Annotated in this window: 3 protein-coding genes (1 of these 3 running past the window's edge); all 3 read right to left on the reverse strand. The window is 74.0% G+C overall.

Annotated features, from left to right (window positions below):
- Tightly spaced (each overlapping or abutting the next), the 3 genes in view from JQX11_RS12665 to JQX11_RS12675 form a layout consistent with a single transcriptional unit that may run on beyond the window.
- Nucleotides 1-229 carry the start of an L-histidine N(alpha)-methyltransferase gene (locus tag JQX11_RS12665; protein WP_204925168.1) on the reverse strand. It extends 18,773 nt beyond the left edge of the window, so 229 of the gene's 19,002 nt are visible here — the first part of the coding sequence; its start codon is at nucleotides 227-229; its stop codon lies beyond the left edge, outside the window.
- Nucleotides 229-4,812, reverse strand: coding sequence for a non-ribosomal peptide synthetase (locus JQX11_RS12670; protein WP_204925169.1), 4,584 nt, complete (start codon nucleotides 4,810-4,812; stop codon nucleotides 229-231). The genes JQX11_RS12665 and JQX11_RS12670 overlap by 1 nt, the downstream gene beginning before the upstream one ends.
- Nucleotides 4,809-23,705: an SDR family NAD(P)-dependent oxidoreductase gene (locus JQX11_RS12675; RefSeq protein ID WP_204925170.1), complete on the reverse strand. Its 18,897-nt coding sequence runs from the start codon at nucleotides 23,703-23,705 to the stop codon at nucleotides 4,809-4,811. Before JQX11_RS12675 ends, JQX11_RS12670 begins: the two co-directional genes overlap by 4 nt.
- Nucleotides 23,706-24,149 lie beyond the last annotated feature (444 nt).

Raw genomic sequence — 24,149 nt, forward strand, 5'->3', positions numbered from 1 at the left:
CGTCACGGAGCCGTTCGGTCAGCTCCGCGACGCTGGTCACCACCACGGCGAGCCGTTCCGTCAGCTCCTCCCGGCCCGTCCACAGGGTGTTCTCGATCCGGTCGAGCGTCGTCTGCGGGTGCGCCTGCAACCATGCCACCAGCTCGGTCCGGTACCGGTCGAGCTGTTCGCGGCCGGCGGCCGACAGGACGATCAGCCGGGCGGCGCGGTCCTCGGTGCTGTTGCCCATCACTGCCTCTCCGCTTCCGCCACCACGACGTGTACGTTGCTGCCGCCCATGCCGAAGGAGCTGACGCCGGCGCGTGCCGGTACGCCCTCCGCCGGTTCCCAGGGCTGTGTCTCGGCCTGGAGCCGGAACGGGCTGCCGGTCAGATCGATCATCGGATTGGGGGTGCGCAGGCCGACCAGGCCGGGCATCAGCCGGTGTCGCATGCTCAGCAGCACCTTCACCACTCCGGCGACACCCGCGGCGGCCTCGAGGTGGCCGATGTTGGCCTTCACCGAGCCGAGTCCGGTGCGCCCCGGCACGACCGGCAGTCCCCAGTCGCGGTACAGCTGCGCGAACGCCTCCCGCAGCGCGTCGACCTCGATCGGATCGCCGAGCGGTGTCCCGGTGCCGTGCGCCTCGACGTAGCCGATCGTGTCGGGTGGCACCGCCGCCGCCCGGTGCGCCGCGATCAGGACGTCGCGCTGAGCCTGCGGGTTGGGCACGGTCAGGGAGTGGGTGTGGCCGCCGTGGTTCTCGGCCGAGCCGATCAGCACGGCGTGCACCGGATCACCGTCGGCCACCGCCCGGTCCAGCAGTTTGAGCGCCAGCAGCACCACGCCCTCGCCCCGGCCGTAGCCGTCCGCGCGCTCGTCGAAGGTCTTGCACCGGCCGTCGGGGCTGAGCATGCCGGCCCGGCGCAGGCCGGTGAACCCGTGGGGGGACAGCAGCAGGTTCGCGCCGCCGGCCAGGGCCAGCTCGCAGTCGCCGAGGTGCAGGGCACGGGCCGCGCGGTGGATCGCCACCAGGGAGCTGGAGCAGGCGGTGTCGTAGACCGCGCTGGGGCCGCGCAGGTCGTACACGTACGAGATGCGGTTGGCGGCGATCGAGGCGACGTTGCCGATCAGGAAGTGGTCACCCATGTCCGGCGATCCGGGGGGCAGCAGGCTCAGGTAGTCGGCGCCGCTGAGACCGACGAAGACCCCGGTGCGGCTCCCGGCCAGCGCCGCGGGCCGAAGCCCGGCGTCGAGCAGCGCCTCGTCGGCGGCGTGCAGCAGGAGCCGGTGCTGCGGATCCATCTGACCCGCCTCGCGCGGCGAGATCCGGAACCGCGCCGCGTCGAAGGCGTCGACGTCCCGGACGAACGATCCGCGGAACCGTTCCGGGAACAGCCGCGCCGAGAAGCCGCGCCCCACCGGGTAGGGCTCGGTGAGGTCCCGGCCCTCGGCGAGGTGCGTCCAGAACTCGCGCAGCGACCCGGAGGCCGGCAACCGGCCGCCGACGCCGACGATCGCCACCGGCGGATAGCCGGTGCGCGGCGGCGGTGCGTCGGATCCGACGACCCGGACCGGCGTCGCCGCCGCCGGCCCAGTGCCGGGTCCGCTGTCCGTGACCGCTGCCGGGTGGGTGGCGCCCAGGTGCGCCGCGAGGGAGGTGAGGACGGGGTGGGCGTAGAAGAGCGTGGGGCTGACCGGGACGCCGAAGCGGACGCGGACCGCCATCGCCAGGCGGGTGAAGCCGACCGAGTCGAAGCCGGCCTCGCCGAGCGGCCTGTCCACCGGGATCTCGTCCGGGTCGACGGCGGCCACCCCCGCGGCCAACTCCCGCAGGGTGGCCAGCAGCCGGCCGCTGTCGTCCGGCCGGGGCGTCCGTGGCGTCTGCGGGTGGCCGAGGTCACGGATCAGCTCGTCGAGCGGGGCGGTGGCGAGCCGGACGGTGTCGACCTTGGCGTTCGGGGTCATCGGCAGCCGGAGCAACGGCACGGTCCGGGACGGGATCATGTACGCCGGCAGCCACTCCCCGATCCGTGCGACGACCGTCGCGGCAGCCTCGGGTTCGGCGACGACGAAGGCGACCAGGCGCGGCTGTTCGTCGCGCAGGACCACGCCCGCCTCGGCGGTCACGCCGGTACGACGGATCGCCGCCTCGATCTCGCCGAGCTCGATGCGGTGGCCACGTAGCTTGATCTGCCGGTCGGCCCGGCCCAACAGCAGCAGCTCGCCGTCGTCGGTCCACCGGCCCAGGTCCCCGGTGCGGTAGCGTCGCTGCCCGTCCCGCACGACGAAACGCTCGGCGGTCAGCTCGGGACGACCCCGGTAGCCCCGGGCGACGCCGTCCCCGCCGATCAGCAGTTCCCCGGTGGCCCCGAACGGGACCGGGTCACCGTCCGGGCCGGCGAGGTGGAACGTCGTGTTCGCGATCGGGGTGCCGACCGTGATCGGCCGGTCGCGGCGTACCCGCAGCGCCGAGGACCAGATCGTGGTCTCGGTCGGGCCGTACATGTTCCACAGCTCGCCGGCCCGGTCCAGCAGCTCCGCCGCCAGTTCGGCGTTCAGCGCCTCCCCGCCGCACAGCAGCCGGGGCACCCGGCCGCGCCAGCCGGCGGCCAGCAGCATCTGCCAGGTGGCCGGGGTCGCCTGGACGATCGTCGCGCCACTGTCGTCGAGCAGACGGGCGAGCGCGAAGCCGTCGCGGGTGACCTCCGCCGGTGCGAGGTGGACGGTGGCGCCCCGGGTGAGCGGCAGCAGCAGTTCCAGGCCGGCGATGTCGAACCCGGCCGTGGTGACGGCCAGCAGCACGTCGTCGTCGGCGCAGCCGGGCTGCTCGGCCATCGCGGTGAGGAAGTTGACCAGGTTGCCGTGGGTGACCTCGACGCCCTTGGGCTGCCCGGTGGAGCCGGAGGTGTACAGCACGTACGCGAGGTCGTCGTCGCGGCAGGCGACCACCGGGCCGGGGGCCGCGGTGGCGGTGCCGTCGAGCGGAATCCGGGTGCCCGGTGCCGTGGCGGGCAGGCGGTCGGCGTACGCGGGGTCGACCAGGACCGCGGCGAGGCCGGCGTCGGTGCAGATGTGGGCGAGGCGGGCGGGTGGGAAGTCCGGGTCGAGCGGCACGTACGCGGCACCGACGGTGTGCGCCGCCAGCATCGCCGCGATCATCGCGGCCCGCCGGCCGGACAGCACGCCGACCAGGTCGCCACGGGTCACCCCGGCGGCACCGAGGGTTCGCGCCAGGGCGTGCACCCGCCCGGCCAGCTCGCCGAAGCCGGTCGTGCCGTCGGCGTCGATCACCACGACCCGCTCCGGGGCCGACGCCGCGCGGGCCAGCACGAGATCGGCCACGCTCACGTCGTGGGGCCGCCCGACCCGGGTGGCGTTGGCCCGCTCGACGAGGGCGTGCTCCTGCGCGGTGGTGAGGGCGAGGTCACCGATCCGCTGCCCCGGGTCGGCGGTGACGGCCTCAAGCAGCAGCCGGAAGTGCTCGGCCAGCCGCTCGGCCGTGGTGCGGTCGAACAGGTCACGGTCGTACTTGACGTACACCAGCGCCGCCGGTCCGCGCACCACGACCTCGACGACCAGCGGGTTCTCGCCCTCCTGGGTCAGTTCGAGGGCGTCGCGGAAGACGGTCTGCCCGGCGGCCATGTCCTGGTCGCCGCCGACACCCTGCTGGAGGTAGAAGCCGATGTCGAAGGAGACCGCGGTGCCGGATTCGCGGCGCAGGTCGCCGACCACGGCGGCGAACGGGTAGTCGCTGTGCTCCTCGGCCTGCGCCATGTGGTCGTGCACGGCGGTCATCAGCTCGGCGAAGCTGCGCCGTGGGTCGCAGTCCACCCGCACCACCACCGGGTTGATCAGGTAGCCCACGGTGCGGTCGAACCGCTCGGAGATCCGGCCGTCGGTCGGCACCATGACGCTGACGTCACGGTGGCCGGAGTGCCGGTGCAGCAGCACGCTGAAGGCGCCCAGCAGCACGCTGAACGGGGTGAGCCCGGCCGCGCCGGCGGTGCGGCGAACGGCCGCCCAGCTGGCCTGCGGCAGGCGGAACTGCACCATCGCGCCGGTGTCCCCGGTGGCCGGCCCGGTCCGCCGCCGGTCGGTGATCGCGTCGAGGACGGGACCGCTGGACGCGCCGGCCAGCCGGTCGAGCCACCAGCGGCGGTGTGTCGCGGCGGCCGGCCCGTCGAGCAGTTCCTGCTGCCGGCGGACGAACTCGCGGTAGGTGGCGGCCGGTTCGACAGGTGGCAGGACGCCGGGGCCGGCCAGCGCGTCGTGGCAGGCCACGATGTCGCGCAGCACCAGGTGGCTGGAGATCCCGTCGGTGATCAGGTGGTGGAACACCAGGAGCAGCAGGGTCCGGTCCCCGGGCGCCGCGATCAACCACATCCGGTGCAGTGGGTCGTGTTCCAGGTCGAACGGGGTGTGCACCAGACGTCGGACCCGGGCGGCGAACTCCCCGTCGGTGACGTGCCCCAGGTCGAGCCGCACCACCTCGACCGGCCGCTCGACGATCTCCTGCACCGGTGTGCCCCCGTCCAGGCGGACGGCGATCCGCAGCCCCGGCTGCCGCTGCACCGCGGCGACCAGGGCCCGGGTGAGCACCCCGGGGTCGACCCCGTCACCCAGCCACAGCCCCAGCGGGAGGTTGTACGAGGTGGTGCCGGGCCGGCTGGCGTGGATCGCCCAGAGTGCCGCCTGACCGCGGCTCAACGGGTATGGCCCGGCCGTCTCCGGTCCCGGACCGGTCAGGCCGCGCAACAGCGACTCGGCGACGTCGTCGGGCAGCTCACCGGCGGCGACGGCGGCGAGGATGTCCCGCAGTGCCGGGCTCATCGGCCGTTTCCCCACCGCAGGTCGGCCAGCGCGTCGTCGACCTTGACCGATCCGTCGCGCAGCCCGGCCAGCAGGGCGCCGATCCCGTTGCCCGGGGCGGGTGCCGGCGCGACGGCCGCGGGCAACGGCCCGTACGTCTCGTGCATCGTCCTGGCCAGGGCGCGGACGGTCTGCCCGACGTTGAACAGACGGGTCGGTACGTCGACACCGTAGGTGGCCCCGAGGCGGCGGCTGAGGCGACGCAGGCCCAGCGAGTCCACGCCGACGTCGGAGAGCACCCGGTCGGGCGACAGTCGGTCCGGGTCCATGCCCAGGTGCGCGGCGAGCAGGTCGCGGACGTGGTCGCGCACCGCCGCCTCCGGGTCGCCGCCGGTGCCGGTCGCCGCCGGTACGGGGGCCACGGCGGTCACCGGTGCCGGGTCCGGCGGCACCGCCTCCGGCACCGCGTCGGTGACCTGGGCCGGGTCGGCTGCGACAAGTCCGGTCGCCGCGGCCTGCACCCGGTCGAACCGTGGTCCGGGCGTGATCCAGTAGCTCTGCCGGGCGAAGGCGGAGGTCGGTGCGGTGATCCGCCGGACGGGCTCCCCCGGCCACAGGTCGGTCCAGTCGATCGCGACGCCGTCCACCCACAGCCGGGCGATCTTGTCGAGCTTCCCGGCCGTCATCACGGCGCGCAGGTACTGCCGTCCCTCGGGACCGTCCAGCAGCAACGCGGTGCCGGTCCCCCGGCCGTCGCCCACGCTGACGCCGTCGTCGCTCGTCCCGGCCAGCCACCCGGTCAGGCGTCGCACCAGGGCGGCGGTGTCGTCCGCGACCACGGCGAGCCGTTCGGCGAAGACCTCCCGGCCGGTCTGCAAGGTGTAGGCCAGGGCTGCCGGGTCCACGTCGGTGGCGTCCCGCACCCAGCGGACCAGGTGTTCGGCGTACCCGCGCAGCCGCTCGGCGTCCCGGGCCGACAGCACGAACAGGTACGGTCCGGGCCGACCGGCACCGGGGTGGACACGGAACTCCTCCAGGACCAGGTGCGTGTTGACGCCGCCGAGACCGAACGAGCTCAGTCCGGCGCGCAGTGGAACCTCCGCGCCGTCCGGGTCGACGGCCGGCCGCCACGGCTCGTTGCCGCGCAGCACGTGCAGTGGACTGCCGTCGAGCCGCAGGTGCGGGTTGAGCGTCTCCAGGTGTGGATTGCCGGGTAGTTCCCGGTGCCGCATGGCGAGCAGCACCTTGATGAGACCGGTCACCCCGGCGGCCGCCTCCAGGTGACCGGTGTTGCTCTTCACCGCGCCCAGCGCGACCCGATGTCCCCCGCCGTCGATCCCACGATCGGCGTAGAGCTGGCGGAAGGCGGTCTTGAGCCCCTCGATCTCGACCGGATCACCCAGCTCGGTGCCGGTCCCGTGGGTCTCGACGTAGGTCACCGTGCGCGGGTCGGTCCCGGCCCGACGGTGCGCGGCGACGATGCAGGCGGCCTGGGCCGCCGGGTTCGGCGCGGTGAGCGAGTTGCTGCGCCCGCCGTGGTTGATCGCGCTACCGAGCAGCACACCGTGGATGACGTTGCCGTCGGCGAGGGCATCGCTGAGTCGTTTGAGCACCACGATGCCGGCGCCCTCGGCGCGGGCGATGCCGTTGGCGCGGGCGTCGAAGGCCCGGCAGCGGCCGTCGGGGCTGAGCATGTCGGCCTGGCTCATGTCCACGAACAGCGTCGGTGACGCGATCACGTTGACGCCGCCGGCCAGCGCCACCGTGCACTCCCCGCTGCGGATCGCCTCCGCCGCGTGGTGCACGGCGACCAGCGACGACGAGCAGGCGGTGTCGATCGTCTCGGACGGGCCGTGCAGGTCCAGCAGGTACGACACCCGGTTGGACAGGATCGCGTGCGCCCGGCCGACGGTCTGGTACCCGTCGAGCGGCACCGCCAGGGCGTGCTGGAGCTCGAAGTAGTCGTAGGTGCTGCTGCCGACGAACACGCCGGTGTCGGTGCCGGCGAGGTCGCTGGGGCGGATGCCGGCGTCCTCGATCGCCGTCCAGGCCGCCTCGAGGACGAGACGATGCTGTGGGTCCATCGCGGTCGCCTCGGTGGGTGAGACACCGAAGAACTCGGCGTCGAACAGGTCCACCCGGCGCAGGAAGCCGCCCCAACGGGCGGTGGTGCGGAACTCGCCCGGTTCGGGGGTGCCGTGGATGCGCCGCCAGTCCCAGCGGTCCGGCGGAATCTCGGTGACCAGGTCGTCGCCGGCGACGAGGTGGGCCCAGAACTCGTCCAGGTCGTCGGAGCCGGGCAGCATGCCGGCCATTCCGACGATCGCCACCCCGTCCGCTGCGGTCGGCTGCGGGTCCGGGGCGGGCCCGGTCAGCACGGCCGGACCGGCGATCCGGGGGGCCACGCTGACCGCAGCGGCCGGGGTCGGCGCGGCCGGGGTCGGGGGACGGTGGTGGCGGGCCAGCTCCGCCCCGTACTCGTCGAGGATCTTCGCCACCAGCTCCCTGGCGGTGGACACCCCGAAGAACGCCGCGGGGGTCGCGTCCAGGCCCCATCGCACGTTCACCTGGTGACTGAGCCTGGTGTACATGATGGAGTCGAAGCCGAACCGGTTGAGCTGGTCGTCCTCGCCCAGTTCGGCCACGCTGAGCCCGGCCACCGCACGCACCATGGCCAGCAGCTCGGTGGCCACCGTCTCCCGCCAGGGCTCCGGGGCCCAGACGACGGGTGCCTGGCCCGTCGTCTCCACGCCGATCCCGTTCAGGGCGCTCTCGGTGCCCGACATGACCACCACCTGAATCTCCGGCCGGTCGAGCACGCCGGCCAGCACCTCGATGCCCGTACCGGGCGGGAGCGGATGGAAACCTGCCGCGGCCAACCGGCCCCGGTGCCGCTCGGTGAGCGTCGAGCCCGACCACGGTCCCCAGTTCAGGACCCGGACGGGGTACGGCAGCCGGGCGGCGAGCGCGTGGCCGATGGCGTCCTGGGCGGTGCAGGCGGCGGCGTAGGTGGCCTGGCCCGGATTGCCGAGGAACGACTGGAGCGAGGAGAAGATCGCGAAGAAGTCCAACCGGCGGTCACCGATCGCCTCGGCCACGGCCAGCGTGGTCCGGGTCTTCGCGATGAGCCCTTCGACGAACCAGTCCTCGTCCAGCGCGGCGAGCGACCGGTCACGCGCCACCGTGGTCGCGTGCACGACCCCGTGGACCACGCCGAGCCGGTCGAACACCGCCCGCATCCGGTCGGCGTCGCGGGCGTCCGCCTGCTGGAACTCCACCAGGGTCCCGGTCGGGTCGAGGGCGCTGATCCGGGCTGCCCGCTCGCCCGCAGGGCGGGTCCGCCCGACCAGCACCACCCGGGCGCGGTGGCTGCGGACCAGGTGTTCGGCCACGTCCAGGCCGACATCCCCGGCCCCGCCGACCAGCACGTACGTCCCGCCGTCGCGGAACACGGGACGGGTACCGGCGTCGTGCAGCGGTTGGAGCACCCGCCGGTACCAGCGGCCCGAACGCAGCGCGTAGTCGCCGGGCGTGGCGGCCGCGACCAGCGTCGCGTCGCCGGGGCCGACGTCGATCGCGCTGACCCGCCACCGCTCGCACTCGCGGCGGGTCGATTTCACCAGCCCGTGCGCGGCCGCCGCGACCGGGTCGACGACCGGTCCGTCCACCGCGGCAGCGGCCCGGGTGACCACGGTCAGCGTGAGGTCGCCCGCGCCACCGGGCCGGGTCTGTAGATGCCGGATCACCCGGAACAGGTGCAGGACGGCCGGCTCGCCGCCGGTGACGACCGCGTGCACCACGGCGGGTGTGGGCAGCGAGTCCAGCGACGCGGAGGTGACCCGGTGCACGTCGGCGGCCGGGTAGTCGCCGTCGCCGAGCAACCAGACGGTCCCGGTCGCCGGCAGGTGGGTTCCCATGTCCGCGATCTGCCGCCAGCGCGGTGCGTAGCTGACCGCCGGTTCACCGGGCCCGGCAACCGCCTCCGGCCGGGGGTCGGTCCAACACCGACGCCGTTCGAACGGGTAGGTGGGTAGCGGGATCAGGGTGCCGCCGGTGTCCGGCCAGTCGATGTCGGCGCCGGCCGTCCACCGGTCGGCCGCCGTGACGCCGTCGGGGTGGGCCAGCGCGGCGTGGGCGGTGCCGTCGATCGCCGCGGTCAGGGCCGCGACGAGCGTCGTCCGGTCCGCGGCGGTCACCGCCAGCCGCACGGTCATGGCGTCCCGGCCGTGCTGCAGCGTGTACGCCACGTCCGCCAGGTCGACGTCGGTGTCCACGGCGGCACGCAGCGCCAGCGCGTAGCGGTGCAGCGCCTGCGCGGTGCGGGCCGACAGTGGGAACACCCACGGGCCGGTCGACGCCGCCGGGACGCCCGGGGCGGCCGGCTCCTCCACCACGACGTGGGCGTTGACCCCGCCGTACCCGAAGGAGCTGACCCCGGCGCGGCGGCGGCCGCCCGGCGGCCGGTGCCACGGCGTCGCCTCGCGGATCAGCTGGAACGGGCCGCCGTCCAGCCGCAGGTGCGGGTTCGGTTCGGCGAGCCCGGCCACCGGCGGCAGGACGCCGTGCCGCATCGCCAGCAGGACCTTGACCAGTCCGGCCACGCCCGCGGCGGACTCCAGATGGCCGATGTTCGCCTTGACCGCGCCGAGTGCGCAGAACGGGTCGTCGGGCAGCGGCCGGCCGTGGCGGCGTGCCAGCTCGTCGAAGGCCATCCGCAGCCCGTTGACCTCGACCGGGTCGCCCAGCTCGGTGCCGGTGCCGTGGGTCTCCAGATATCCCACGGTGGCCGGATCGACGTCCGCCTCCGTGTAGGCGCGCACGATCATCGCGGCCTGTCCGGCCGGGTTGGGCGCGGTCAGCGACCGGGCCCGACCGCCGTGGTTGACCGCCGAGCCCAGCAGCAGCCCGCGGATCAGGTGCCGACCCGCCGCGCCGGCCCGGGTGAGCACGACCAGGCCCAGCCCCTCACCCCGGACGAAACCGTCGGCCCGCGCGTCGAACGCCTGGCAGCGCCCGGACGGGCTGAGCATGCCGGTGCGGCTGAGCAGCACATGGTTGTGCGGCGACAGGATCAGGTTGACGCCTCCGGCCACCGCGACGTCACACTCCCCGGCACGCAGCGCCGCGGCGGCACGGTGGATCGCCACCAGGGAACTCGAACAGCCGGTGTTGACGGGCTCGCTCGGGCCGCGCAGATCCAGCAGGTAGGACACCCGGTTGACCAGGATGGAGTGCGCGGTCGCGGTGGCGGCGTACGCGTCGACGGGTCGGCCCGAGCGGCGGCGGATCTCGTCGTAGTCGCTGGATCCGACGCCGACGAACAGCCCGACCGGTCGACCGGCGAGGGTGCCCGGCGGCAACCCGGCGTCCTCCAGCGCACTCCACACCCCCTCCAGCAGCAGGCGCTGCTGGGGGTCCATGCCGTCGGCCTCCTCCGGCGATATGCCGAAGAACAGCGGGTCGAACCGGTCGACGTCGCCGATGAAGCCGCCGCGCCGGGCGTGCACGCCGTCGGGCAGGGACCGCCAGTCCCACCGGTCGGCGGGTACGTCGCCGACCAGGTCGGCACCGGCCACGATGTTGTTCCAGAAGGCGTCCAGGTCGGGGCTGCCGGGCAGTCGCGCGGCCAGGCCGATCACCGCGATGTGGTCGTCGGCCCCGGTCCGCAGTGCGGGCTCCGGCCGCCTGTCGGGCTGCGCCGTCTCCGGTACGGCCTGCGGGTACCGGTCGCGCAGCAGTGCGGCGTGGTCCCGCCCCAGCCGGGTGACCAGTGCGCGCAGGGTGGCGGTCTCGTAGAACAGGGCGGGCGTGACGTCGAAGCCGAAGGTGTCGTTGAGCCGCCCGGCGAGCAGGCTGTAGCTGACCGAGTCGAACCCGTAGTCCCCGATCTCGGTGTCCAGGTCGAGATCCTCGACGGGGATTCCGGAGGCCGCCGCGGTGAGCGCCAGCAGTTCGGCGGTGAACGGGGCGTCGTCGGGTGCCGGGGCCTGTGCCGCGACCTGCCCGGGTGCCGGTGCCGGTTCGTCGACGGGTGCCGCGGCGGCGGCCACGATGACGTGCTGGAAGTTCCGGGAGGTCGTTGCCTCCCCGGGCACCGCCCGGACCCGGGCGTAGCCGGCTGCGCTGAGCACCGCGTCCCAGCCCGATACGCTCAGCAGCGGTGACCCGGGCAGTCGCAGCCGGGTGTCGGTGTGTGCCCACCAGCCGTCGAACAGTCCGTACGTGACGGTGGCGGCCAGGGTGACCGTGGTCAGCTCGTTGAGCAGCAGTTGCCCGTCGGGGCGCAGCACGGCGCGCAGGTGCCGGGCCGCGCGGCTCACGTCCGAGGTGGCGTGCAGGACGTTCGCCCCGACCACGAGATCGAATCCGGCTGCGGGGAACCCCTGGGCGACCAGGTCGGTGTCGAGATCCAGCCGCTTGAACCGCACGAACGGGTACCGCCCGCCGAACTCGCGGCGACCGTGCGCCAGGAAGGCCACCGACAGGTCGGTGTACCAGTACTCCAGGTGCTCGCCGTGGGCGGCCAGGGCATGCAGCAGACCGGCGGTGGTGCCACCGGTGCCCGAGCCGACCTCCAGGATCCGGATCCGGTCGTCGGGGCGCAGCCGTCCCCGGCGGTGGTCGACGTGTTCCAGCAGCCGTGCGGTGAGCAGGTCGTTGTACAGGTCGCTGATCGGGTTGCCCCGGTAGATCTGTTCCATGGCGGTGGTGCCCGAGGCGGGGAACAGCAGGTCCGTGGCGAGCAGCTCGCCGCGGAGCAGCTCCGGGTAGTGGTCGAGACAGCGACGCAGCAACTCGACGAAGACCGCGGAGTCGGGGTTCGCGGCGGCCAGCGCGTCGAGGCGTGCGCCGTGACCGCCGGCCAGAGCGTCGGTGAGCGCGGCCGGGTCGGGCCGGAACCTACCCTCGTGGACGGTGAGCACACCGCCGTCGGCGAGCATGGTCAGCAGGGTGTGCAGCAGACGCTCGTAGCGGGCGGTGACACCCACCCGGCGGGCGACCTCGGTCGCGTCCGGGTCGGGTCCGCGCCAGGCGTGCATCTCGTGCAGCAGGGCCAGCAGCGCGCTGCGGGCGATGGCGGTCAGCTGCCCGTCGACGGCGTGGAAGTCGTCGACGACCATCCGTTCGGCGGCGGTCAATCCGTCGGTGGCGGCCACGACCGTTGTCGTCCCTTCGCTGGCGGTCATCCGCTCCCGTAACGCGGCGGTGCCGGGCACCACCACGAGTTGGGGAGCCGGTCGGCGCAACGCCTCGGTCAGCGTGCCGAAACCGGTTTCGGCGGTGATGGAGTGGAAACCGGCGGCGGTCAACTCGGCGCGGTGCCGGTCGGTGGCGACCGAACCGACCGTCCCCCAGAAGCCCCAGTTGATGGCCCGGACCGGGTACGGCAGACGCCCGTCGAGGGCGTGCGCGTAGGCGTCCAGGAAGGTGGAGCCGGCAGCGTAGTTGCCCAGGCCGGGCTCGCCGAGGAAGGACTGGGCGGAGGAGAAGAAGAGCAGGAAGTCGAGTTCCCGCGCGCCGATGGCGTCGATCAGGGCGGCGGCGACGCCGGACTTGGCGCCCAGGCTCTCGACGAGATCGTCGTCGGTGAGGTCGCGGACCAGCCGGGAGCGTTGGACCATCGCGGCGTGCATGATCCCGTGCACCGTGCCCGCCCGCTCCAGCACCGTGGCGAGCTGCCCGACGTCACGGGCGTCGGCGCGCAGGTAGCGGATCCCGTGCTCGGCCGCGAGGTCGGGTCGCTCCCGGCGGCCGACCAGCACCACCTCCGCGCCCCGGTCCGTCACGAGTTTCCGGGCGAGGGCCAGGCCGATCCCGCCGCCACCACCGACGATCAGGTAGCGGCCGCCGCGGCGCAGCAGATCGGGACCGCGCGGGGTGGGGGCCGGACGCAGTGTCAGCCGGTGCGGGGTCGCCCCGGTGTAGGCGACCCGGGTGCCGCGCCGGGCCGGGGTGAGCAGGCCGGCGGACACGTGGGCCGGGTCGACGTCGACAGCCGCGACCGACCAGCCCGGGTGTTCGTTCTCCAGCACCCTGGTGAAACCGAGGACCCCGGCCACGTAGGGGTCCGTGACCTGCCGTCCGGGCGGGGCGGCCGCGCCGACGGTGACCACGATCCAGTGCAGCTCGGGCAGGTGCGCCCAGCGACGGGCGTAGGCGGCCAGCGCGTGTACCCCGGCCGCCTCGCCGTCGGCGACCCGCGCGGTCTCGGTGCCGACGGCGGGCGCCGACCCGGTGAGCAGGTAGATCACTCCCGGGTCGCCGGTGACGCTGCCGCCGAGTTCGACGAGCTGCGCGCCGGGGTGTCTGGCGGCCAGGCCGGTCGCCAGCCTCTCGCGTCCGGGCGCGTAGAGCACCAGAACGGGCCCGTGCGTGGGCACCGGCTCGGGGTTGGCGCACACCTCCCACGACGGAACGTCGGCGTCGCACGGCACCGGCTCCCGGTGTCGTGCCGCCCCGTCGGCCCCGGCCTCACCGCCCGTGCCGGCGGCACCGGTCGCGTCGACGGCACGGATGGCGTCGGCGGCACCGGTCGCGTCGACGGCACCGGTCGCGTCCGTGTCCGTTCCGACCCAGCACCGCACCCGGGCGAACGGGTAGCCGGGCAGGGCGACCTTGCGTGCCCGCCGTTCGCGGTGCAGCGCCCGCCAGTCCGGGGCGGCACCGGTCACCCAGGCCGCGGCCAGGGCGTCCGGGTCGGTCGACACGGGCGCGGTGGCCGGCGTCGTGGCGCGGCCCCGGTGGACCCGCGACTCGTCACCGGTCAGGAAGGCCCGCAGCGCCGCCCGCAGTTCCTCGACGTCGGTGGCCACCACGGCCAGCCGCTCGACCATCGCGTCGCGCCCCACCTGGGTGGTGTAGGCGACGTCCGCGAGCGGGATGCCACCGCCCAGCGCCCGGGCCACCGCGGCCAGGCTGGACTGGGCGTCTATCCGGGGCACCCGCCCGTCGCTGCGGGCGGCCACCGCCTGCATGAGCCGGCGCAGATCGTCCGCGTCCATACCCAGGTCCTCGAAGGAGGCGTCCGGGTCGGCGTCGCTGAGCCCGGCCGCGTCGGCCAGCTCCGTCAGCCGGTCCCCGGCGGGCAGTTCGGTGTACCGCTCGGCGAGCAGGCGCAGGGCCTGCGGGGTACGTGCGGACAGCAGCACCACCTGCGGCCCGGTGCCTGTTTCCGGGGTGGGTTGCGGGTACTCCTCGACGATGACGTGGGCGTTGCTGCCCCCGGCGCCGAACGCGCTGATCCCGGCCCGGCGGGGCAGACCACCCGGGCTGTGCCACGGTTCGGTCTGCTGTTGGACGCTGAGCGGTGAGTGCTCCCAGTCGATCGCCTCGTTCGCCGGGCGCGCGTGCAGCGAGGGCACCAGCGTGCGGTGCCGCAGTTGCAGCAGCACCTTGGTGAACGCGGCGATCCCGGCGGCGGATTCCAGGTGGCCGATGCCCGACTTCACCGAGCCGAGCCGGGTGGTCCCGGCACCGAAGACCTGGCTGAGGGCGGAGATCTCCACGGGATCGCCGAGGGCGGTGCCGGTGCCGTGCGCCTCGAGGTAGCTCACCGTGGCCGGGTCGACCCCGGCGCGGCGTAGCGCCCGCCTGAGCACGTCGGCCTGTGCCGACGGGTTCGGGACGAAGAATCCGCTGGCGCGTCCGCCGTGGTTGACCGCGCTGCCCTTGATCACCGCGAGCACCCGGTCCCCGTCCGCCACGGCGTCCGCGAGGGGTTTCAGGACGACGACACCGACACCCTCACCCGGGACGTACCCGTCGCCGCCGGCGCCGAAGGCCCGGCACCGCCCGTCCGACGAGACGAACCCGACCTGACTCAGGTGCAGGTACTTGTACGGATGGACGATCAGGTTCACCCCGCCGGCCAGCGCCAGCCCGCTCTCCCCGCAGCGGAGGCTCTCGCAGGCCAGGTGCAGCGCCGTCAGCGAGGACGAGCACATGGTGTCGACCGCGAGGCTGGGGCCGCGCGCGTCGAGGAAGTAGGAGACCCGGTTGGCGACCGACGACGCGAACGACGTCGGTAGCACCGGTAGTCGGTCCTCGGCGCCGAGGCCGAGCATCTGGTACTGGGTGAACATGACTCCGGCGAACACGCCCACCGCTCGGCCAGCGACGGCCGTGCGGGTGATCCCGGCGTCCTCCAACGCGTGCCATGCCACCTGCAGGAACAGCCGCTCCTGCGGGTCCATGCCCTCGGCCTCGCGCGGCGTGATCCGGAAGAACGCGGGGTCGAACTCGTCGATCCCGTCGAGGAATCCACCCCACTTGCTGTACGAACGCCCGGGGGCCGGCTCCGGGGCGAAGAAGCCGTCCAGCCGCCAGCGCTGCTGCGGGATCTCGGTGACGCAGTCGCGTCCGTCGAGCAGGTTCGCCCAGAACCGGTCGAGGTCCGCAGCCATCGGGTAGCGGCCCGCCACGCCGATCACGGCGATGTCCCGGTCGGACGACCCGGATCCGCCCGCGGCGGCCCGGTCAGGTTCCCCGGACGTCGGCAGGGGGGAGGTACGGAAGCCGTCCGTGGGCGGTGCCGCGGTCGTGACCGCCGAGGGGGTGGCGGGCTCGCGCAGGCCCAGTGCCCGACGGGCCTGGTCGGGTCGGCCGTGCAGCACGATGATCTCGGTGCCCCGGCGGTCCCGGATCGCGTCGAGGACCGCGAGACCCGTCGCGGTCGGCAGGGGCGTCTGCCCCTGGTGGCGGAACACCGCCTCGGTGGCCGGGTCGGTGCGCATGCCCCCGTCCGCCCACAGCGGCCAGGCGACGGAGGTGAGCCCGTGCTCGCGTGCGTAGGCGTCGACGAAGGCGTTCGCCGCCCCGTAGTCCGCCTGCCCGACGTTGCCCGCCACCCCGGTCACCGAGGAGAACGCGACGAAGAAGTCGAGGTCGAGGTGCCGGGTCGCCTCGTGCAACAGCACGGTGCCGCGCACCTTCGGTGCCAGCACCGCCGACAGGTCGTCCGGGGACTTCCCCGCGAGCAGGCCGTCGCGCAGGACACCCGCGGCGTGCACCACCCCGTCGAGCCGGCCGTGCCGGGCGATGATCCCGTCGACCAGCCGCCGCACGTCGGTGGCCACGGTGACGTCGGCGCGGACGAACTCGGCGGCCGGCGACTCCCGCGCCGGGTTACGCCCGGCGAGCACCACGGTGGCGCCCCGCGACGTGAGGGACGTGGCGAGCGCCCGGCCGAGGCCACCGGCCCCACCGGTGATCAGGTAGACGCCACCGGGCCGCGGCGGCTGCCCGTCGCCGGGGGTCACGTCCCGGTAGCGGCGTACGAACCGGCCGGCCTCGTGCCGGACCCAGGTCTCACCGTGATCGGCCAGTTCGGCGAGCACGGCCTGCGGGTCGGGGTCGCCCGCGCACTCCACCACGGTCACCGTGAGGCGCGGTTGTTCGAGTCGGATGGTGCGGGCCATTCCCGCCACCGCCGCGGCCACCAGGGGCTGCGCCACGTGCACGACGGGCACCGGGGCGGCCAGCAACACCTGGGCGATCGCCAGCATCTCGCGGCACGCGGTCTCCACCGCCGCCGGGAGGTCGTCGCCGGCCGGCGGCCCGACGTGCACGACCGCCCCGGGGGCGGTGGGGAGGCTGGCCAGCAGGGCTTGCAGGTCGGTCCGGTCACCGGGGCGGAGTTCGTACTCGCGGTCGCCGCACCGCCGGAAGGCCGGGCCGCGCCGGACGACGATCTGGTCGGGCCGCAGCGGGGCATCGCCGATGACGACCAGCGGTCCGATCGACGGCACGTCCGGCCGGACCGCGCCGCACCACTCGCCGGTCACGCATACGGTGGTGTCCGGGGCGTCGTCGCACGGTGCCGGCGTCGTGCCGCCCGGCGGAGCGGCCGGGACGAGGCCGGCCAGGTGCTCCGCGACCGCGTCGACGGTGGGGTATTCGAACAGCAACGTCGGATAGAGCGCGATGCCCCACCGCTGCTCGAAGGAACGGACCAGCGACAGCAGGTGCGTCGATTCCAGGCCGAGGTCGTAGAAGCCGCAGTCGGTCTCGACGTGCAGGTCCGGGTCGCCGGCAGCCTGCCGGACCATGGCGATGATCTCAGCGTGCAGCGAGCCGTCCGTTCCGGACGCGGCGGTGGTCACGGGAGGTGCCGGCGCGGCCGCCGGGGTGGTGAGCCGGGTGATCGCCTCGGTGGACCGGACCCGCTTGAAGACCAGGTCGCTGAAGCGGGCGGACAGCACGCCCGATCCGTCGTACAGATCGATGTCCGCCCTGACGATGTCGGCGGCCGGTCCCGCCGGGGCGAGCCGGACCGCGACGGTGCACCCGTCACCGAGGGGTCGGGTCGCCCGGAACTCCCCGATGTGCAGCGGGATCAGCGGCCGTGCGTCGGCGTCGGCACCGGCGAAGGCCAGCGCGTACGCCTGCATGGTGGACCCGTCGAGCAGCGCGGGGTGCAGCATGAAGTCGTCCACCGTGGCCCGTGCCGCGGTGCCGAGCGCGAGCTGCGCCACCACCGTGTCCGCCTCGACCCGCAGCGTGCCGTGGCAGCGCATGAAGGCACGGTGTTCGATTCCGACGGACCTGCCGGTCGCGTAGACCTCGCCGACGTCGCGCGGCGTGGTGGTTCCCGCCGGTGGTGCCGACCCGGTCAGGGCCGGCAGGCCGGTACGGACGGTGGCCCGGAGGTGGGTGGTGGTGTCGTCGGCCGGGACACCATCCGCGACCCGCCGGCTGGTGGCGGTGACCCGCACGACCTCGCCGTCCGGTTCCAGCGCGACCGTGACCTCCCGGTCGACGTCCCCACCGGTGGTCAGCGGGCTGACGAAGAGGACGTCGCTGAGCCCGACACCGCCCGGCTCGATGCCGCACCCGTCGAGCAGGCGGTACACGATGTCGAGGAAGGTGACCCCGGGCAGGGTGCGCACCCCGTGGACCCGGTGGTCGTCGACGATCGGATGGTTCCCGGTCACCCGCAGACGGCAGCTGACGGCCGGAAGGTCCACCCGGTGGCCTGCCGGTGGGGACGGCTCGACGCGGGGGGTCGGTGCGTGCTCGGCGGTGACGGGCGTGACGGTCAGGTCCAGTCGCGCCGGTCGAAGCGGTGTCGCGACGGGGTGGGCCGGGCCCGTCCGGGTGGCGGTGTCGCGGGGCCAGAACCGACGACGCCGGTACGTGGGCGGCGCGAGCGGAGCCCGACCGGTCCCTTCGGGTGCGCCGGGGCCGAGCACGACGTGGGCGTTGGTGCCGCCGAATCCGAATGCGCTGACCGCGACGCGGCTGCCGGCGGGCAACTGCGTCGTCGTGCGCGCCGGGAAGAACGGCGACTCGGCGAACGCGAACCGTGGATTGGGCCGCTCGCAGTGCAGGGTCGGGGCGATCAGCCCGTACCGGAGCGTCTGCACGGCCTTGATGAATCCGGCGATTCCCGCCGCGCTGAGCAGGTGGCCCATCGAACTCTTGACGCTGCCGATGCCGCAGTAGGCCCGGTCGTCGGTGTGTCTCCGGTAGACGGCGGTCAGCGCCTGCAACTCGATCGGGTCGCCGATCATGGTGCCCGTGCCGTGCGCCTCGACGTACCCGATGGTGCGCGCGTCGATCCCGCCGCGGGCCAGCACCTCGGTGATCAGGGCCCGTTGGGCAGGACCGCTGGGGGTGGTGTGGCCCATCGTGCGCCCGTCGTTGTTGACGCCTGAGGATTCGATGACCGCCAGGACCCGGTCGCCGTCGCGTTGCGCGTCGTCGAGCCGCTTGAGCAGCACCAGCCCGGCGCCCTCGCCCGGAACGAACCCGTCGGCGGACTCGTCGAAGGTGCGGCACCGGCCGGTCGGCGACAGCGCGCTGCCGGCGCTGAGCATGAGGTACGGCTCCTCGTCGAGCAGCAGGTCGACACCGCCGGCCAGGGCCAGCTCGGACTCGCCCAGCAGCAGGCTCTGCACCGCCAGGTGCACGCTGACCAGCGCCGAGGAGCACGCGCTGTCGACGACGAGGTTCGGGCCGGTCAGGTCGAGAAAGTGCGACACGTGCGCCGCGATGTAGTTCTGGTTGATCCCGACGATGGACTCGCGGGTCAGCGGGCGCAGGTAGGTGCGGTGGTTGCCGGTCCGGCTGCCGACGAAGACGCCGACCCGGCGGCCGTGCAGTTCCTCGTCGGTGTATCCGGCGTCGCGGACACACTCGACGGCGACCTCCAGCGTCTTGCGCACCAGCGGGTCGAGTTGCCGCGCCGTCTCGTCGTCGAAGCCGAAGTAGGCCGGGTCGAACAGGGCCGCGTCGTCGAGGAAGCCGCCCCACCGGCTCTGGCTCAGCCCTGGGCCGCCACCCGGCCGATAGAGTGCCGTGACGTCCCACCGGTCCGGCGGCACGTCGCCGACCATGTCCCGCCCGGCGAGCAGTGCCTGCCACAGTTGTCCCGGGTCGGCGGCACCGGGCAGCCGGCACCCCATCCCGATCACCGCGATCCGCACCGGCGCGCCGGGTGGGACGGGCGTGGGTGCGGGCAGCACGGCCGGACGGGCCGCCGGGGGGCGCGTGCTGCGGGTGGTGAGGGCCCGGGCGAGCCCGGCCAGCGTCGGATGTTCCTGGAGCAGGCTGGGGTCCACGGCGTCGCGGACCGCCACCTCGAGGTCGCGGACCAGTTCGGCCATCAGCAGCGAGTCCACGCCCAGGTCGACGAGGTTCGTTTCGGGTCGCAGAAGGGAGCGTTCGGTACGGGTCGTCCGGGCCACCACGTCGAGCAGCCAGTCGATGCCGTCCGGCCTCGGTGCGTCCCCGGGGTCGAGGACCGGTGCCGTCTCCCCCGGGCCGAGGACCGGTGCCGGCTGCGGCGGGGCGGCGGGGCGGGGCGCGCGGAGGAACTCGTCGGCCGGTACGCCCGCACGGTGGGTCAGGCAGGGCAGCAGGACCGGCTCGTCCGGTACCCGCACCGCCAGGTCGAACAGGCGTAGCGCCTCCGCCTCGTCCAGGTCGGGGATGCCGAGGTCGCTCCCGGCGCTGGTCTGCCGCTCCCCCATTCCGATGCCCCGCCAGAGCGGGAACCGCAGCGACCGGACCAGGCACCGGGGTTCGTCGGCGTGCGCCTCGGCGAAATCGTCGAGGACGCCGTTGGCGGCGGCGTAGTCGAGGTGCCCGCCGGCCAGTCGGGGAGACGAGGCGGCGATCGACGAGAACAGCACCAGCAGCCGCGGCAGCCGGCCACCGAGCGCCGCCCAGAGTGTCTCCACGGCGAGTTTCGGCCGGAGCACGTCGGCTGTCTCGTCCCGGGTCCGGGTCAGGAACGACTGTGGTGCGTGCATCACCCCCGCGCAGTGGATGACCGTCGTGAGGTCGCCTGCGGTGCCCCGTACCCGGTTCATCAGTCGACGTAGCGACGTCACGTCGTCCAGCGGATGGGTGTGGACGGAGAGCGTCACGCCCCGGTCGGTGAGCGCCAGCAGTTGGGTCAGGCGGGCGCGCAGCAGCGGATCGGTCGACCCGGCGGCGGCGAGGGACACCCAACGGCTGCGGACGGGCAGCGGGGAGCGACCGATCAGGACGAGGTGTCGTGCGCCCCGATCGGCCAGGTGGGCGGCGAGGCGCAGGCCGATCGCGCCGGTGCCTCCGGTGATCAGGACGGCACCCTCGCCCAGGTTGGTCAGCGGGTCGGGGCCGGTGGGTCGGGCGAATCCGACCACGCGGCGCTGCCGGCGGGAGCCGACGTACCGGATCTCGGTCTCGCGGTCGTCGGCCGCACGCTCGGCCGCGACGGCGGTGGCCAGGTCGCTCCGGTCGCCGTCGACCCGGACGGTGCGGGAGACGACCATGGGCAGCTCTCCGGAGAGGGCGCGGTAGAAGCCGGCCAGCACCGACCGGCGGGCACCGCTGACGTGCAGGCAGCGCAGCCCGGTACGCGGCAGCCGGCCGAGCACTTCACGCAGCAGCTCGATCCGCTCGGTGACCAGCGCGCCCGGCTCGCTCCAGTCGACCAGGTCGGCGAGGCCGGTCAGGCCGTCCACGGCGGGCAACGGGTCCCCGGGCCGGTGTGCGACGGCGTCGTCGCCGAACAGGGCCGGTGCCAGGTCCGGGTCCGTCGTGACGACCAGGAGGCGGCCCTGCGGGGCGAGCGTGGGCGGTGGCGCGTCCCGCCAGAGCGCGGTCAGGAACTCGGGCGTCGCGGTGGGCGCGGCCCAGTGCTGGTCCCGGCGGAACGGGTAGGTCGGTAGGGAGACCACGGGTGCGGCGGGCACCGGGCCTTCGACCGGGGCGTCACCGGCGGGCGGCCCGGCGTCGAGGACGGCGGCGAGTCCGTCCGCCAACTCGCCGAGGTCAGCCGCCGTGACGGCGACCCGGCAGGGCAGCGCGGCACGCCCGGTGCGCATCGTCCGGGCGATCGAGGCCAACGGGGGTGCCTGGGGGGACCGGACCACGTTCAGCAGCGCGGCGACCGCTTCCCGCAGGGCTTGTGGGGTACGGGCCGACACCGGCACCGTCACCCGGCCGGTGGGCGGCGCGTCGGCGGTGGGCGGTGCCTCCTCCAGGACCACGTGGGCGTTCGTGCCGCCCATCCCGAACGAGCTGACCCCGGCCCGGCGGGGGCCGCCACCGGGCGGGGGCTCCCAGGCGGCGCGGTGCACCTGGAGGCGTAGTGGCGATCCGGCCAGGTCGATCATCCGGTTGGTCCGGCGGACGTTGCGGGTGGCGGGGAGGGTCCGGTGGTGCATCGCCAGGATGACCTTGATCATTCCGGCGATGCCGGCGGCGGCTTCCAGGTGACCGATGTTGGTCTTGACGGAGCCGATCCCGCAGTGCGGTAGCTGCGGCATCGGCTGCGGGCTGCGGGCGTACAACCGGCGGAAGGCCGTCACCATGGCCGAGACCTCGATCGGGTCGCCCAGCCGGGTGCCGGTGCCGTGTGCCTCCAGGTAGCCGACGGTCGTAGGGTCGACGCCGGCCATGGTGTATGCGCTGACCAGCAGGTCGGCCTGGGCGTCCGGGTTGGGCGCGGTGAACGACTGGGCCTGGCCGCCGTGGTTGACCGCGACCTCGCGGATCACCGCGTGCACCCGGTCCCCGTCGGCGAGTGCCCGGTCGAGGGGCTTGAGCAGCAGCGCGCACGCCCCCTCGCCACGGACGTAGCCGTCGGCGGCGTCGTCGAACGTGTGGCACCGCCCCCGCGGGCTCAGTACACCGGCCCGCTGGTACGCCGCGTGCCGTCCCGGGTCGCACAGCACGTTCACCCCGCCGGCGAAGGCCTGGTCGCAGACGCCGGCCCGCAGCGCCGCGACGGCGTTGGCGACCGCGACCAGCGACGACGAGCAGAGCGTGTCCACCGCGACGCTCGGGCCGCGCAGGCCCAGGGCGTAGGAGACACGGTTGGCCACCAGCGACGGTGAGACCGCCACACTCAGGTGCGGCTCGTCGCGCCCGGCGTGTTCGGCCAGGACGGCGGCGTAGTCGGAGTGGCAGACCCCGGTGTAGACGCCGGTCCGGCTGCCCGCGAGCGTGCTGGGGTCCTGTCCGGCGTCCTCGGCCGTCGCCCAGGTCACCTCGAGCATGAGCCGCTGCTGCGGGTCCATGAGCGCGGCCTCACGGGGGCTGACGGCGAAGAACTCGTGGTCGAAACGGCGGATGTCGTCGAGCAGCGCCGCCCGCCCCACCAGTCCGGGATGGGCGGCGGTGTCCCAGCGGTCGGTCGGGATGTCGCGGATCGCGTCCTCGTCCCGGCCGAGCAGGTCCCACAGCTCCGTGACGCCCGCCGCACCGGGGAAGCGCCCTGCCATGCCGATCACCGCGATCGGGGCGGTGCTCTGCGGCTGCGGCACGGCCGTGACGGCGGCGATCGGCTCCGGGTCGCGGTCCTCGCCGCGGATCACCCGCGCCATGGCGGCGACGGTGAATGCCTGGAACATGGCGCTGGGATCGATCCGCAGACCGTGCTCGCCCTCAGCCAGCGCCACGACCTCGGCCAGCGCGACACTGTCCAGGCCGTACCGGCGTAGGTCGTCGTCGGCGGCCAGGGTGCCGGCGGGCCGGTCCAACGCCCGTTCGAGCAGGGGCAGCAGCAGCGCGTCCAGGTCGGTCGTCTCGGGGCCGGTGTCCGCCGGCAGCGCGGCGGGACCGGTGGCGGCGACGTGGTCGCCCCAGAGGCTGCCGAACACGCTGCCACCGCGCAACACCTTCACGGTCTCGATCCGGGCCAGCGGCCTGCCGTCCCGTTCACGTAGCAGGGTCGAGGCCAGCACCGCCCGGTGGCCGCGTTCGAGCCGAAGGTCGTCGAGCCGGTACCGCACCGCGTCCTCGGCCCCGCAGTTCGCCAGGTACACGATGTCGCGGCTGACGGTGGCGGCGGCCGTGGCCCACTCGCCGCCGGGTGCCAGCGAGTGCAGGTACCGGCGCTCGCCGTGGTCGTTGATGTGCGGGTACGACGCGAAGTAGAGCAGGCCGAGGGCGTTGACGTCCACGACCGGATTGAGTTCGTAACGCTCGGTGTGCAGGCCGGATCCACCCGGCTCCCGCCCACCGTGCGTCTGGAAGTCGTGCAGGAAGTCGAGCTGGTCGGCGGTCGGCTCGCGCACCGGCAGGCAGCCGGGCACCTGTGGCACGCCGGGGACCAGCCAGTTGCGGTCCGAACGGCGGACGAAGACGGTGAGCAACCGGACGTCGACGTGCGCCGTCCCGGTGGTGAAGCGGATGTCGGACAGGAAACGGCGGTCGTCCAGCCTGGTCAGTTGGCCGGTCATCTCGCCCTCGTCCAGCTCGGCGAACGAGGCGAAGGAGGCGCTCGCGGTGTGCCGGACCCGGACGAAGGCGGGGAGCAGTCGTGTGCCGTCGGAGTCGGCGAGCTTGGTCACCGAGGTGCCGAAGTGCTCGCCGATCAGGGACCAGTGCAGGTCGCCGCACTCGCGTAACAGCCAGTTCTCGGAGAGACCGCCGGTGGCGAGCGTCGGCAGGCCCAGGATGACGTGTCGGGCCGTCATGACGGGGTGCCGGGAAGCCGGTGGCTCGGAAGCTGTGGCCAGCCGTACGGCTGCCCGCTAGATCCGCCTCTCTCGTGAAATAGACGTCCAGAAGTGGCCAGAGCGCGGCTCAAAAGATCACCCCGTGTCATCGACTGCTCTCGGAACGTAGCCCATGGGGCACCGTCCGTCGATAGATGCACGTGATTGCTTGGCAGCCCGCCCGCCACGACCCGGGGCCGTCCCGGGTCACCCCGACCCCGCCGATCCCCCAGTACAGGCCGGGGTTCGCCGCACCCGCAACAGCGGGACCAAACATCAAGCCCAGAGATCGTTAAGTACTGTTATTGCGATATAAGTCACACTAGACAACCCTGGTTGGGCATGACCATCGGGCCCGCGAAACAACCGGTCGATCCGTCCCGCCACGCGGACGGGGGGCGCTCACGTTCCGGGAAAGCCCTC

The sequence above is a fragment of the Micromonospora humida genome (assembly GCF_016901255.1).
In the GTDB taxonomy this organism is placed as follows: domain Bacteria; phylum Actinomycetota; class Actinomycetes; order Mycobacteriales; family Micromonosporaceae; genus Micromonospora; species Micromonospora wenchangensis.